Below are 13,494 nucleotides of genomic sequence, written 5' to 3' on the forward strand. Positions count from 1 at the left end.
ACAGGTGTATAAGTGACAGGTGGTGGCACGTACACGGCGCGGCGGGGCGCGGCGCCGCCGCCCGACCCCCCGGCCCCGCCGCGCGCGCCCGTGCGACGGCGCCCGCCCGCGCACCACGCCCCCGCGTACCGTTGGTGCCATGAGCAACTCCTTCGCGATCACCGGTGCCCACGTCGTCCCCGTCTCCGCTCCAGCCTTCGACGGCGGCGCGGTCGTCGTCGAGGAGGGCCGGATCACCGCGATCGGTCCGGACGTCTCCCCGCCCGAGGGGATGACGGTCATCGACGCCACCGGTTCGTGGCTGGTGCCCGGGTTCGTCGAGGCGCACGGCCATGTCGGCATCCACGAGGAGGCCAACGGCGAGGCCGGCAACGACACGAACGAGATGACCGCCCCGAACATGGCCGGCGTCCGCGCGATCGACGCGATCGACATCGACGACGAGGGCTTCCGGGACGCCCTGGCCGGTGGGATCACGAGCATCGTCGTCAAGCCCGGCTCCGGCAACCCGATCGGCGGGCAGAGCGTCGCCATCAAGACCTGGGGCGGCCGGACGATCGACGAGCAGCTCATCTCCGACTCGGTGAGCGTGAAGAGCGCCCTCGGCGAGAACCCGAAGCGCGTCTACGGCGGCAAGGGCCAGACACCCTCGACCCGGCTCGGTGTCGCGAAGATCATCCGCGACGCCTTCGTCGAGGCGCAGAACTACAAGGCCGCCCGCGACGCCGCAGCCGCGAAGGACGAGCCGTTCGCCCGCGACCTGACGAAGGAGACGCTCGTCCGGGTGCTCGACGGCGAGCTCGTCTGGGACCAGCACACCCACCGCCACGACGACATCGCCACCGCGATCCGCCTGTCCGAGGAGTTCGGCTACCGCCTCGTCGTGAACCACGGCACCGAGGCGCACAAGATCGCCGACGTGCTGGCCGCCAAGGACATCCCGGTCATCTACGGCCCGCTCTTCACCAGCCGCTCGAAGGTCGAGCTCCGCGACCGCGGCATCCCGAACCTCGCCACGATCGCGGCGGCCGGGGTCCGGGTCGCGATCACGACGGACGCGCCGGTCGTGCCGATCAACATGCTCGTCGACCAGGCGACCGCTGCCGTGAAGGAGGGCCTGCCCGCCCAGACCGCACTCGAGGCCCTCACCGTCAACCCGGCCGAGTTCCTCGGGTTCGGGGACCGCGTCGGTCGGCTGGCCGAGGGCTACGACGCCGACCTCGTGCTGTGGGACGGCGACCCGCTCGACGCGACCAGCCGCGCGACGCGCGTCTGGATCGACGGCAAGCCCGTCTTCGCGTGGGCCGACGGGGCCGGCGTCACCACCCCGCGCTGGTAGCGGGTGCACAGCCGGGAGGCCCGGATCGCGACGTGCCTGCGGGTCGCGATCCGGGCCTCCAGGCCGTTGCGCCGGGGGCGCCGCGTGCTCAGACCTCGCGCGCCAGCAGGAAGTCGTTGATCCGCGTCGTGAGCTCGGCGTCGATCGGACGCGCGTCGCCGTTCACCGAGCGGATCGGCGCAGCCTGCCGCACGCTCGACACGAGCCAGAGCGCGTCCGCCGCCGCTAGGTCGGCGAGGGTGACGAGCTCGTAGGCGGTTTCGATGCCCTCCTGCTCGGCGAAGCGGAACACGTCGGCCTGCGTCGTGCCGGCCAGGATCCCGATGTCGGTGCGGGGCGTGACGAGCCGGTCGCCGACCTTCATGATCAGGTTGGCGCGCGTGCCCTCGAGCACGTAGCCGTCGCTCGAGACGAACAGGGCGTCGTCGGCGCCGCGGCGGACGGCCTCGCGCAGGGCGGCCATGTTGACGCCGTACGACAGCGTCTTCGCGCCCTGCAGCAACCACGGCGAGGTGCGCTCGACGTCGTGCCGGTACCCGCGGTCCAGGACGACGACGGAGATGCCCTCGGTGCGGGCGGCCGTGGAGTCACCCGACGGCGCGGCGTAGACCCACCCGGTCGGACGGTCGGTGCCCTCGACCCCGCGGGTCAGGACGGTCTTGGCGAAGGCCTCGCGCACCGGGTCGAGGCGGGCGCAGACGGCCTCGATGGCCTGGCGCCAGGCCTCCGGGTCGGGCGCGGGCAGGTCGAGCATCGCGGCGGAGCGGCCGAAGCGGGCGAGGTGCGCCTCGAGGGCCTGGGGCCGACCGTCGATCACCGTGATCGTCTCGAACACGCCGTCGCCACGCGTGACGCCGAGGTCCTGCACCTGCACGTGCTCCTCGAGCGGCTTCGCCCAGGTGAAGGCGTCGGCCGCGGGGTCGTGCGGCGCGGCGTCGCGGGAGGGCTGGTTGAGGACGGCGAGCACGGTTTCGGTCATGCGTCCATCCAACCGCAGCTCAGCCGGCTTCGGGCAGCGCGCCCAGCAGCTTCCACACGGCGGGCGTCAGCTCGGGGTGCTGCAGCGCGATCCGGCGCAGCCGGTGGTACTCCTCGCCCAGCTTGGTGCCCTGCCCGGACGCCGGGTGGCTCGACCACTGTGCGTGCCGCTTGCCGATCGCCTCGTCCAGGTCGACGGCGTCCGCGCGCAGGATCAGCACGACCTGCTCGTCGACGGTGGGGAGCGTCGGCATGAACTCCCACGGGTCCTCACCCTGACGGCTCCGGTGCTCGACGAGCATCGAGATCTCCTCGGCGGCCTCGGCGCGCAGCACTTCGAGGCTGCGCCCGGTCCTGCGGGGCTCAGCCATGGTGCCCCCGCAGCACGCCTGCCATGGGAAAAGCGTACGACACTCCATCGGTCACACTGGACGCGTGACCCTTCGCGACGAGAGCAAGTCCCAGCATCCCCGGGTGGTGGTCGTGTACCTGCTGCGCGACGGCGAGGCAGGCCCCGAGGTGCTGCTGGGGGAGAAGCGCCGCGGTCTCGGCACGGGCCGTCTGGTCGGCCCAGGCGGCAAGCGCGAGCCCGGTGAGTCGGCGGTCGAGACCGCCGTGCGCGAGGTGCGTGAAGAGGTCGGCCTGCGGCTCGACACTGTCGACCTGGAGGCCCGTGGCACGTTGGACTACCGGTTCCCGTACCGACCGTCCTGGTCCCAGGTCTCGGACGTCTTCGTCTGCCGCCGCTGGCAGGGAGACCCGTCGGGCTCCGACGAACTGGAGCCGCGGTGGATCCCGGTCGACACCGTGCCCTACGACGCGATGTGGGACGACGCCCGCTACTGGCTGCCGGGGGTGCTCGCCGGGGGCAGCGTCCGTGCGCGGTTCACGTTCGCCGAGGACGACGCGACGGTCGCCGGGTTCACCGGGACGGGCGTCGGCGTGGGCGTGGGCGAGTAGCTGCTTGCTGCTTGCTGCTTGCTGCTAGCGCGGCTGCTGGGTGCGGGTGCTGCCGGTGCGCGCTTCCTCGGCGGCGGCCATGACGTCGGCGTCGCCGCTCCGGCCACCCAGGGGCCGCACGAAGAAGTCGATGATGCCGACGACGATCGCGCCGATCATCGAGAACATCGCCCACCCGACGAACAGCCCGGCGGTGCCGCGGCCGTCGGCGGGCGCGAGCAGGACGCTCGCGGCGTAGAAGCCGACCGTCATCACGAGGAACACGACGACGACGGTGATGAGGACGCGGTGCCAGGTGATGCGGGGGTTCATCCGATCAGGATACGCGTCAGCGGTCGGCGTGCTTGCCGTGCGGAGCCGCCGCTGGTCGCGGTTCCTTCCGGTTCGCGGGGCGCTGCACGGCGATGCGCCCGGTCGGCGTCGCGTCCGGCTCGAGGCCGTCGCGACCGCCGGTGAAGACGTCACCGCCGGTGCGGTCGTCCTCCCAGTCGTCGTCCCGCAGCACGCTCAGGGTGCCGGTCTCGGTGGAGGTCAGGCCGTGGCGCTCGAGCTCGGCGTCGCGCTGCCCGCCGAGGAACTCGCGGTTGGCGGTGTTGGCGTCCTGGAACATCGTGGTCCGGCCGGTGACGATCGCGCGGATCCGTCGGCGCTCCCACCACTTCTTGCCGAAGTACATCAGCACCAGGCCGGCCGTGGCGTAGCAGGCCATCGTGATCAGGCCGCGGGCCGGGCCGGGGCCGACGCCGTAGACCTGGTGCTTGATCATGTCGACCATGCTCGAGCCGACGACGACGTTGTTCAGCCAGGCGAAGGGCTCGGGCATGAACCACTTCGGGTAGGCGCCGCCGGACGACGGCATGGACAGGAAGACGAAGCAGATCATCGCGGGTGCGGCGATGAACCGGCCGACGAAGTAGCTCAGGCCGTTGACCGCCAGGCCGATCGCCACGATCCAGCCCCAGGCGATGAGCACGAGCTGGATCCAGTGCCCGTGGATGGCGCCGAGCACGGGCCCGGCGAGCGTGTTCGTGATGAGCGAGATGACGAGGCCGCCGACCACGATGACCGTCATCCGGGTGCGGTGCCGGAGCGGGCCGCCCATGATGCCGATGAACATCGCGACCATGTAGCCGCCGATGCACCACGCGAGCATGACGTACATCGCGACGGTGCCGTACTCGTCCCACGCCGGCAGCGGTGCGAGCTCGGTGACCTTCGGGGTCGCGACGCCCAGGCCGGTCAGCACCGCGGTGAGGGTGGCCGGGACGAGGCTCGCGACCTGGAACTGGTGCGCGCTCGCCTTGAAGAACTCGTTCGCAGCGGGGTCGTACGCGACCGCCATCGAGCCGCCGACCACGTCGCGCTTCGCCTGCGCGAGCGAGTCGTACGTGTGGAACACGAACTCGCCGGGCAACGCCTGCTGCACCGCCTGCACGAACGCCGGATCGCTGCCGATCAGGGCGATCGGGACGTCGTGCGGGTGCGGGGCGTGGAACGCGAAGACGTAGCACAGGCAGAACCCGACGATGAAGAACAGCGGCATCCAGAGCTGCAGGCCGATCAGCTGCAGCGACGGGTGCAGGGTCGAGTACCACCGGCGGTAGGCGCCGTGCTGCTGGGGCGCGGGTACCGGAGCCTGTCGCCGGGGTCCCGAACGCGTGTGCCCGGCGACCTTGCCACCACGACGCGGCTTGGTCCCGCGTGCGGAGGGCCGGGTCCCGCGCGGCTTCGGCGGCGTGGGACGGGAACCACCGGGGCGCTCCGGTCCGTCGTCGTTCCTGGGGACGTCGTTCCGCGGCGTGCTCACTCGGCGCTCTGCTCCTGCTCTCGATCGGAGCGCCAGGATACGCCCGGGGTGCTCAGGAGCGACTGCGCGACGCCTGCGCCGAGTCCATCGCGAGCTCCTCGGCGTCGAGGGTCACGAGCATGCGGCGCATGACCTCCTCGTCGAGGTTCCCCTTCTCCCGCTCCTCGAGCACGATCTCGCGGCGCCGGTCGAGGAGCTCGCGGCGGATGTCCTGGATCTGCGAGCCACGCAGGCGCAGTGCGACGTTCCGCCCCTCGTCCTCTTCTTCCTCGGCGTCCTGACGGAACGTCTCGGCCTGACGCTCGAGTCGCGCCTTCAGCCGGTTCACCACCGAGTCGACGGCTTCCGAGCCGTACTGCTTCGCCCACGCCGGACGCCGCTTCTCGAGCAGCTCGATCGCGGCCTCGGTGGTGCGCTGGTTGAGTCGCATCTCACTGCGCACGTCCTCTTCGCCCTCGGCCGGGTCCTGCACCTTGAGCGCGCGGATGACGAACGGCAGGGTGAGTCCCTGCAGCAGCAGGGTGCCGACGGTCACGAAGAAGGCGATGATGAAGATCGTGTCCTGTGCCGGGATCTGTGTCGGGCTGGCCACGACCGACACCGCGGCCGCCAGGGTCACCACACCGCGCATGCCCGTCCACGAGATGACGGTGAGCTCCCGCCAGTTGAGCTTCGGCTCCGCGGAACCCCGCATCCACCGCAGCGAGGGGTGCCCGCGGGACAGCTTGATCCGCAGTGGCCGGAGCCACTTCCCGTTGATGCGGTTGCGCGCGTAGGACTCGAACACGAACAGCGGCCGCACCAGGATCACCACCGCGAGCACGACGGCCGCAGCGGTGAGCGTCTGCCCGAGGCTCCGCTCGCTCTCGACCAGGTCCTGCACGACGGTGTTGAGCTGCAGGCCGATGAGCGCGAACACGAAGCCCTCGAGGATGACATCGATGCTCGTCCAGAGCGGGCGCTCCTGCAGGCGGGTGGCGTAGCCCTCCTTCGGCGAGTTGTAGCCGATGTACAGGCCCGCCGTGACGACCGCGATGACCCCGGAGCCGGACAGGTCCTCGGCGAGGATGTAGGCGACGAAGGGCAGCAGGATGCTCATGATCGTCTCGACCACGGGGTCGTTGATGCGCATCCGGATCCAGTGCACGACGACGCCGAGCACGATGCCGACGACCAGACCGACGCCGATCGCCAGGCCGAAGATGCCGAGGTCCTGCCAGATCGTCAGCGACGTGCCCGCGATGATGAGCGTGAACACCCGCACCAGGGTCAGCGAGGCCGCGTCGTTGATCAGGCTCTCGCCCGACAGCACGGTCATGACACGGCGGGGGAGTCCGAGCTTCCGGCCGATCGCGGCCGCGGACACCGCGTCCGGCGGGGCGACGATCGCGCCGAGCAGGATCGCCGCGGGCAGCGTCATGTCCGGGATGAGCAGGTACGCCACCCCGCCGACGACCAGCGCGGTGACGATCACCAGGAAGATGCCGAGCCGTCGGATCTGCTTGATCGAACCGCGGAAGCTCTGCCACGACACGTCGAGGGCCGCCGAGTAGAGCAGCGGCGGCAGGATCACCGTGAGGATGACCTCGGAGTCGATCTCCATGGGCGGCAGCCCGGGCAGGAACGAGGCGGCCAGGGCGACCGCCGTGACGAGCAGTGGAGCGGGGAGTCCCTTGGCCCGGGCGAACCCCGTCACCGCGAGCGATCCGATCAGCAGGATGAGGAGCTCAGCGGTGTCCATGGACGCATTCTCCCATCGGCATGGTTCCGAAGCTGAACGAGTGTGAAGCTGCGGTGAACAACAGGTTGCCGATCAGGTTTGCTCGAAGGGCCGACGCCTGGGACACTTGCCCGCGGTGGACATCACACTCATAGTCGTCCTGGTCATCGCGTTGGCCCTCTTCTTCGACTTCACAAACGGTTTTCACGACACCGCCAACGCGATGGCGACCCCGATCGCGACCGGCGCCATGAAGCCCAAGGTGGCGGTCACCGTCGCTGCGGTGCTCAACCTGGTCGGTGCGTTCCTCAGCACCGCCGTGGCGACGTCGATCTCACACGGGTTGATCAACGAGGGGCCCGGTGGCGTCGCCATCAGCCCCGAGATGATCTTCGCGGGCCTGATCGGGGCAGTCGTCTGGAACATGATCACGTGGCTCCGCGGGCTGCCGTCATCGTCGTCGCACGCGCTGTTCGGCGGGCTCATCGGTGCCGCGATCGTCGGCGCCGGATTCCAGTCGGTCAACTACGTCGCGCTGCTGACCGTGGTGATCATCCCGGCGTTCGCCTCGCCCGTGATCGCCGCGCTCGTGTCGTTCCTGTCGACGCGCATCGCGTACCGGATCACGAAGCGTCCGGTGTTCCCGAACGAGCGCGGCGGGTTCCGCATCGGGCAGGTCTTCACCAGCTCGATGGTGTCCCTGGCGCACGGCACGAACGACGCGCAGAAGACGATGGGTGTCATCACGCTGACCCTCATCGCCTCGGGCGCGCAGTCGTCGAACCAGGGCGTGCAGTTCTGGGTCGTCGTCGCCTGTGCCCTCGCGATCGCCCTCGGTACCTACACGGGCGGCTGGCGCATCATCCGCACCCTCGGCTCGGGCATCACCGAGATCCGTGCGACGCAGGGCTTCGCCGCCGAGGCCTCGACCGCTGCGACGATCCTCGCCTCCAGCCACCTCGGCTTCGCGCTGTCGACCACGCAGGTGTCCTCGGGCTCGATCATCGGCGCTGGGCTCGGCCGCCGCGGCTCGAAGATCCAGTGGTCGACCGCCGGCAAGATCGTCATCGCCTGGTTCATCACCCTGCCCGCGGCCGCCGCGGTCGGTGCGGTCGCCTCGGGCATCGCCCGCCTCGGCGTCATCGGGCTCGTGCTCGACGCCGTGATCGGTGCCGTCGTGATCCTCGGCCTGTACCTGTGGTCGCTCCGCAAGCCGCACGAGCAGGCCTCCGCGATCGAGGTCGACGTCGCCGCGAACGCGGTGCTGACCCGCAAGGAGCTGCGTGACATGCAGCGGAAGAAGCGTGCCGACGCGGTCGCCCAGCGTCGCGCAGAACTGAGCCGCGAGCGCACGCTCCGTCGCATGGCGGCCCGCAAGGGAGGCCGTCGCTGATGGGCATCGACTGGTTCGCATTCCTCACCGTGGCGCTCGTCGCCGTGGTCTCGTCGTGCTTCGTCGTCGCCGTGTACTCGGTCGGCCTCCGTCTCTGGAGCGCCGCCGACACCCGCGAAGGCAAGTTCACCGTGAAGGACGACGGCACGATCGGCCCGGCCACCGCCGGCTTCCCGAACCCCGCCGGAGCCTCGGCGGCAGCACGCGCACTCCGCGCCGCGGCCATCGCGTGCTTCGTCGTGTGCGGCGCCGTCGTGCTCTACGGCATCTACCTCATCGTCCCGCAGTTCCACTGACGGGCACGCTCACCGTGTGAGCAGAAGACGCCGGGTCGCCCCTCGCGACCCGGCGTCTTCTGCTCACTCGTCGCGCCCGCGCGGGCGGGCGCCCGCGGCGCGAGCGGGCGAAATGCTCGCGTCCGCGCTCGCGCCTACCCCGCCATTTCGCCCGCTCGCGTCCGGGGCGTGACCGCGGGTCGGACGGGAGGCCCGTGGCGGCCTGGCACCGGGCCTCCAGGCCGTCGCGGGCGAGCGGGCGAAATGCCGCCGTGCGTTGCGAAGGCGACCACGCCATTTCGCCCGCTCGCGCGGGCGGCGCGCTTGGTGAGTAGAAGATGTCGGGTCCCCGTCCGTGATCCGACCACTTCTGCTCACGAAGTTCGCGGGCGGACGGACGGACGGGAGGCCCGTGGCGGCCTGGCACCGGGCCTCCAGGCCGTCCCCGGTCGAGTGGGCGAAATGCCGCCGTGCGTTGCGAAGGCGACCACGCCATTTCGCCCGCTCACGCGGGCGGCGCGCTTGGTGAGCAGAAGATGTCGAGTCGCCGTGTGGGACCCGACCTCTTCTGCTCACGGAGCGCGCGGGCGGACGGACGGGAGGCCCGTGGCGGCCTGGCACCGGGCCTCCAGGCCGTCGCGGGCGAGCGGGCGAAATGCCGCCGTGCGTCGCGAAGGCGACCACGCCATTTCGCCCGCTCGCGCGGGCGGCGCGCTTGGTGAGCAGAAGATGTCGAGTCCCGCAGCGTGAGCCGACATCTTCTGCTCACGAAGCGACGGGAGGCCCGTGGGCGGCACGCCGCCCGCTCCGCCCAGCCCCGGCGCGTTCCCGGACCGGCCGGACGGACGGGACTAGCCTCGACGTGTGACCGGCAACGAGGAGGCACCTGTGACGACGACGACGCGGACCGAGAGCGACTCGCTGGGATCACGGGAGGTCCCGAACGACGCGTACTGGGGCATCAACACGTTGCGGGCACTCGAGAACTTCCCGATCACCTCCGTGCCGATCGCCGTGTACCCGGACCTCATCGAGGCGCTCGTCACGGTGAAGCAGGCGGCGGCGCGGGCGAACCGGGCGATCGGTGTCCTCGACGAAGAGCGCGCCGACGCGATCGACCGTGCGGCGCAGGAAGTCCGCGACGGAGCACTCCGCGAGCAGTTCGTCGTCGACGTCGTGCAGGGCGGCGCGGGGACGAGCACGAACATGAACACGAACGAGGTGCTCGCGAACCGGGCTCTCGAACTCCTCGGGCGTGAGCGGGGCGACTACGCGTACCTGCACCCGATCGACCACGTGAACCGCAGCCAGTCCACGAACGACACGTACCCGACGAGCATCAAGATCGCGATGATCTTCGGGGTCCGACGTCTGATCGTGCAGCTCGAGGAGCTCTCCGCGGCGTTCGCCGAGCGGGGCCGCGCCTTCGCCGACGTGCTGAAGGTGGGCCGGACGCAGCTGCAGGACGCCGTGCCGATGACCCTCGGGCAGGAGTTCACCGGGTTCTCGCACACGATCCAGGAGGACGCCGACCTGCTCCGCAAGGTGATGCCGCTGCTCGCCGAGATGAACCTCGGCGCGACGGCGATCGGCACCGGGATCACCGCGGACCCGCTCTACCGCGACGAGGTCCGTCGGCAGCTGCAGGAGGCGAGCGGCATCGACGTCGTCACCGCCCCCGACCTCATCGAGGCGACGAGTGACGCCGGTGCGTTCATGACCCTGTCCGGCACGGTGAAGCGCAGCGCCGCGAAGCTCTCGAAGATCTGCAACGACCTGCGGCTGCTGTCGTCCGGCCCGCAGGCGGGTCTCGGCGAGATCACGTTGCCGGCTCGCCAGGCCGGTTCGTCGATCATGCCGGGCAAGGTCAACCCGGTGATCCCCGAGGTCGTGAACCAGATCGCCTACGCGGTCGCCGGGGCCGACACCACCGTGACGATGGCGGCGGAGAGCGGGCAGCTGCAGCTCAACGCCTTCGAGCCGATCATCGCCCACTCGATCCTGCAGTCGCTGCAGTGGATGTCCCGCGGCTGCGCGACCCTGCGCGAGCACTGCGTCGTCGGCATCGAGGCGAACGAGGCGAAGCTCGCGGCCCAGGTCGACACCAACGTCGGCGTCGTCACAGCACTCACGCCGTACATCGGGTACGCGGCCGCGGCGTCGATCGCGCACACGGCGCTGACCACCTCGACGCCGATCTCGACGCTCGTCGTGGCCGCTGGGCTGATGGACGAGGACCAGGTCATGCGGGTGCTCAGCCCGGCGCGGCTGTCGGGGATCGAGCTGGCGACGGGCGCGATCCCGATCGTCACCGAGGAGATGCTGGACGCCGAGGCGCGCAAGCGCTGACGCGGGGCGTCCGCGCACACCCGTCAGGGCAGCGGCCGCTCGCCCACCCGCACCTGCTGCGCCATCGCCCGCAGGTGTTCCTCGCCCGGGGTCAGCTCGGCGTCCTCTTCCTCCGCCACCCGCGCGGCCTCGGCCCGCACGTGCTGCGCGGCCGCGATGTCCTGGTCCCGCCACCGCGCGAGCGTGAAGTTCCGCGTGACGTCCCGCAGTGGCAGCCGGATCGACTCGTCCGCCTCGATGCCGGCGAGCAGCTGCCGCATCCGGATCACCTCGGAGTCGAGCTCCCCGCCGACCACGAGCACGAAGTTCGAGATGTACAGGTACACGAGCAGCAGGATCGCGCCACCGAGCCACCCGTAGGCGCGGTTCCCGCCACCGAGGGTCTCCACGTAGAGCGCGAACCCCACCGTGGCGATGGCCCAGGTCACGATCGCGAACGCGGCACCGGCCGACACCCACCGCAGCTGCGGGGTCTTCACGTTCGGCGTCGCGTAGTAGAGCACCGCCACCATCACGACGAGGTCGGCCGCGAGCACCGGCCACTTCACCACGTTCCACACGTCGTCGATCCAGGGCGCCCACCCGAGCTGTCGGATGACGGCCTCGGAGATCGTCGGCGTCCCGAGCAGGATGACGATGGCGACGGCGCCGCCGACCATGACGAGCAGCGTGACGAGGAGCATCATGCTGCGGAACTTCCAGATCCGCCGGCCCTCCTCGACCTCGTAGGCGGTGTTCATCGCCCGCCCGAACGCCGTCGCGTAGCCGGACAGCGACCAGAGCGTCAGCACGACGCCGATCGTGAACCCGAGCCACGGGTTGTCCAGGGTCAGCAGCTGCCGGAGCGGCCCCTCGAGGTGCTGGGCGGTCTCCGGCCGGACGATGAACCCGAGGACCTCGACGATGTCGGTCAGGCTGTCGCCCTTGCGGTCGACGATGGACAGCGCTGACACGACCGCCAACGCGGTCGGGAACACCGTCAGGAGCGCGAAGAACGTCAGCGACGCGGCCGCGTCGACGACGCGGTGCCGGATCACCGAGTGGTAGGTGCGCCGGACGACGGCGCGGACTCCCGTCCGCTGGAGGTCGCGCGATGCGCTGTCCGGCATGTGTCGTACGGTACCCGACACGTGACGGCCTGGAGGCGCGTGGCGGGCCCGCCCCGCACCTCCCGTCCGCCTGTTGGTCGCGCTGGTGCGCCGGCAAGACACCGGTGTTCACGCTCCGCACCGCGGAACGCGGGTGTTCGACGTGCGAACACCGGTGTCTTGCGGACCCGCACTCGACCGCGGCCCGCGGTCAGTTGGCGTGCGGGTGCAGGGCGTCGTAGCGGCGGAACGAGGGGACCATCCGGAGGAGCAGCGCGACAAGGCCGATGATCAGCACGCCGCCGATGACCGGCGGGTACGCGATGCCGGCCGCGACGACCAGGCCGGCGTACAGGTCGCCGAGCCGTGGGCCGCCCGTGACGACGACGATGAAGATGCCCTGCAGCCGACCGCGCATGCCGTCCGGCGATGCCGCCTGCAGGATCGTGTTCCGGAACACCGAGCTGACGTTGTCCGCACCGCCGGCCATCGCCAGGAACAGCGCCGCGAGCCCGAGCGCCGGCAGGATCTCGACCCCGAACGCCTCGCCCGAGCGGCCGCCGAGCACGTGTGCCAGCGCGATGACCACACCGAACGCCGCGATCGCCCCGCCGTACGCCGTGATGGCCCAGCCGACGGCCTCACCCTGGCGTCGGACGTGCCCGAGCGGCCCGGAGAACACGCTCGACAGCAGCGCACCGATCGCGTACGCGGCGGTCAGGGTGCCGACGGTGATCGACCCGCCGCCGATGACGAGCGCGCCGATCGCGGGGAACAGCACACGCGGCTGCCCGAAGGTCATCGCGATGATGTCGAGCACGAAGGTCATCGTGATGTTGCGCGACCGCCGCAGGAACTTCGCGCCCTCGATGAGCGAGCCGAGCCCCGGCCGCAGTGCGTCGTGGTCGGCGGCCATCCGCGGCAGCGTGAACACCCCGAGGAACGCGAACGTGAACAGCACGACGTCGATCGTGTACGTCGGCGCGAACCCGACGGTCGCGATGAGCACACCGGCGATCGCCGGACCCACGGTGACCTGGAGCCCGGACGCGATCCCGCCCAGGGCGCTCGCCGCGGGCAGCAGGTCGGTGCCGACGAGCCTGGGGACGATGGCCGAGCGGGAGGCGTTGCTGACGGTCGCCGCCACGGCGTTCACCGTCGCGAGCACGTAGAGCAGTGCGACGCTGTGCAGGTCGAGCCAGGCGTGCGTGGCGATCAGGGCGACGGCGACCCACGCGATGATCGACGACACGAGCGCGACGAGGCGTCGGTCGAAGGCGTCCGCGAGCATCCCGCCGTACAGGCCGGCGACGATCATCGGCACGAGCGCGATGACACCGACGAGGGCCACGGCGAAGGTCGAGCGGGTGATCTCGTAGACCTCGAGCCCGACGGCGACGGTGGTCATCTGGGTGCCGATCCCGGCGATCGCGGTGCCGGCCCAGAGCCGGGCGAAGGCGGGGGAGCGGCGGAGCGGGGTGAGGTCGGCGAGCAGGCGGCGGCGCGGCGGTGCGGGAGTCGATGGTGTCACGGTGGAACCATTCTGCGGGCTGGACGCTCGTTGCGCGTGCCCGGTGCGCGCTCT

Annotated in this window: 12 protein-coding genes; 5 read left to right on the forward strand and 7 right to left on the reverse strand. The window is 70.9% G+C overall.

Annotated elements, in window-relative coordinates; genetic code table 11:
- Positions 1-139: 139 nt before the first annotated feature.
- Positions 140-1,339 carry an amidohydrolase gene (locus DEJ06_RS07040; RefSeq protein ID WP_111038857.1) on the forward strand — a complete coding sequence of 400 codons (1,200 nt, stop codon included), beginning with the start codon at positions 140-142 and terminating at the stop codon, positions 1,337-1,339.
- Between the two features lie 88 nt (positions 1,340-1,427).
- Here the strand turns inward: DEJ06_RS07040 and DEJ06_RS07045 are convergent, their stop codons facing one another.
- The gene (locus tag DEJ06_RS07045) at positions 1,428-2,318 is read right to left on the reverse strand and encodes an aminodeoxychorismate lyase (RefSeq protein WP_027464735.1); all 891 of its coding nucleotides are present in this window, start codon (positions 2,316-2,318) and stop codon (positions 1,428-1,430) included.
- A gap of 19 nt (positions 2,319-2,337) precedes the next feature.
- On the reverse strand, positions 2,338-2,688 hold the full coding sequence (locus DEJ06_RS07050) for a tryptophan synthase subunit alpha (RefSeq protein ID WP_111038858.1): 351 nt from the start codon (positions 2,686-2,688) through the stop codon (positions 2,338-2,340).
- A 64-nt stretch (positions 2,689-2,752) separates the two neighbouring features.
- On the opposite strand from DEJ06_RS07050, the gene DEJ06_RS07055 reads away from it, so the two are divergent.
- Complete coding sequence (locus DEJ06_RS07055; protein WP_181436792.1) at positions 2,753-3,277, forward strand: 8-oxo-dGTP diphosphatase; 525 nt, start codon at positions 2,753-2,755, stop codon at positions 3,275-3,277.
- Positions 3,278-3,301: 24 nt separating this feature from the next.
- On the opposite strand, the gene DEJ06_RS07060 is transcribed toward DEJ06_RS07055, so the two are convergent.
- The 3 genes from DEJ06_RS07060 to DEJ06_RS07070 are packed head-to-tail and all read right to left on the reverse strand — an operon-like array spanning position 3,302 to position 6,825.
- Positions 3,302-3,589 (reverse strand): hypothetical protein, encoded by a 288-nt coding sequence (locus tag DEJ06_RS07060; protein ID WP_110864711.1) that lies wholly within the window; start codon positions 3,587-3,589, stop codon positions 3,302-3,304.
- Between the two features lie 16 nt (positions 3,590-3,605).
- The gene (locus DEJ06_RS07065; RefSeq protein WP_111038860.1) at positions 3,606-5,084 is read right to left on the reverse strand and encodes an ABC transporter permease; all 1,479 of its coding nucleotides are present in this window, start codon (positions 5,082-5,084) and stop codon (positions 3,606-3,608) included.
- Positions 5,085-5,136: 52 nt separating this feature from the next.
- Positions 5,137-6,825 (reverse strand): sodium:proton antiporter, encoded by a 1,689-nt coding sequence (locus DEJ06_RS07070; protein ID WP_111038861.1) that lies wholly within the window; start codon positions 6,823-6,825, stop codon positions 5,137-5,139.
- 115 nt (positions 6,826-6,940) lie between these two features.
- On the opposite strand from DEJ06_RS07070, the gene DEJ06_RS07075 reads away from it, so the two are divergent.
- The 3 genes from DEJ06_RS07075 (at position 6,941) to DEJ06_RS07085 (ending at position 10,821) form a co-directional block, all read left to right on the forward strand.
- Positions 6,941-8,197 (forward strand): inorganic phosphate transporter, encoded by a 1,257-nt coding sequence (locus DEJ06_RS07075; protein WP_035807670.1) that lies wholly within the window; start codon positions 6,941-6,943, stop codon positions 8,195-8,197.
- Entirely contained in the window at positions 8,197-8,493 is a 297-nt protein-coding gene (locus DEJ06_RS07080) for a hypothetical protein (protein WP_027464739.1), read from the forward strand. Before DEJ06_RS07075 ends, DEJ06_RS07080 begins: the two co-directional genes overlap by 1 nt.
- 867 nt (positions 8,494-9,360) lie before the next feature.
- Positions 9,361-10,821, forward strand: coding sequence for an aspartate ammonia-lyase (locus tag DEJ06_RS07085; protein WP_241660463.1), 1,461 nt, complete (start codon positions 9,361-9,363; stop codon positions 10,819-10,821).
- A 23-nt stretch (positions 10,822-10,844) separates the two neighbouring features.
- On the opposite strand, the gene DEJ06_RS07090 is transcribed toward DEJ06_RS07085, so the two are convergent.
- Both DEJ06_RS07090 and DEJ06_RS07095 read right to left on the reverse strand, forming a co-directional pair.
- Complete coding sequence (locus DEJ06_RS07090) at positions 10,845-11,930, reverse strand: YihY/virulence factor BrkB family protein (RefSeq protein ID WP_111038862.1); 1,086 nt, start codon at positions 11,928-11,930, stop codon at positions 10,845-10,847.
- Between the two features lie 190 nt (positions 11,931-12,120).
- Positions 12,121-13,440 carry an MFS transporter gene (locus DEJ06_RS07095; protein WP_111023190.1) on the reverse strand — a complete coding sequence of 440 codons (1,320 nt, stop codon included), beginning with the start codon at positions 13,438-13,440 and terminating at the stop codon, positions 12,121-12,123.
- Between the last annotated feature and the right edge of the window lie 54 nt (positions 13,441-13,494).

The sequence above is a fragment of the Curtobacterium sp. MCLR17_051 genome, assembly GCF_003234395.1.
Taxonomy (GTDB): Bacteria; Actinomycetota; Actinomycetes; order Actinomycetales; family Microbacteriaceae; genus Curtobacterium; species Curtobacterium flaccumfaciens.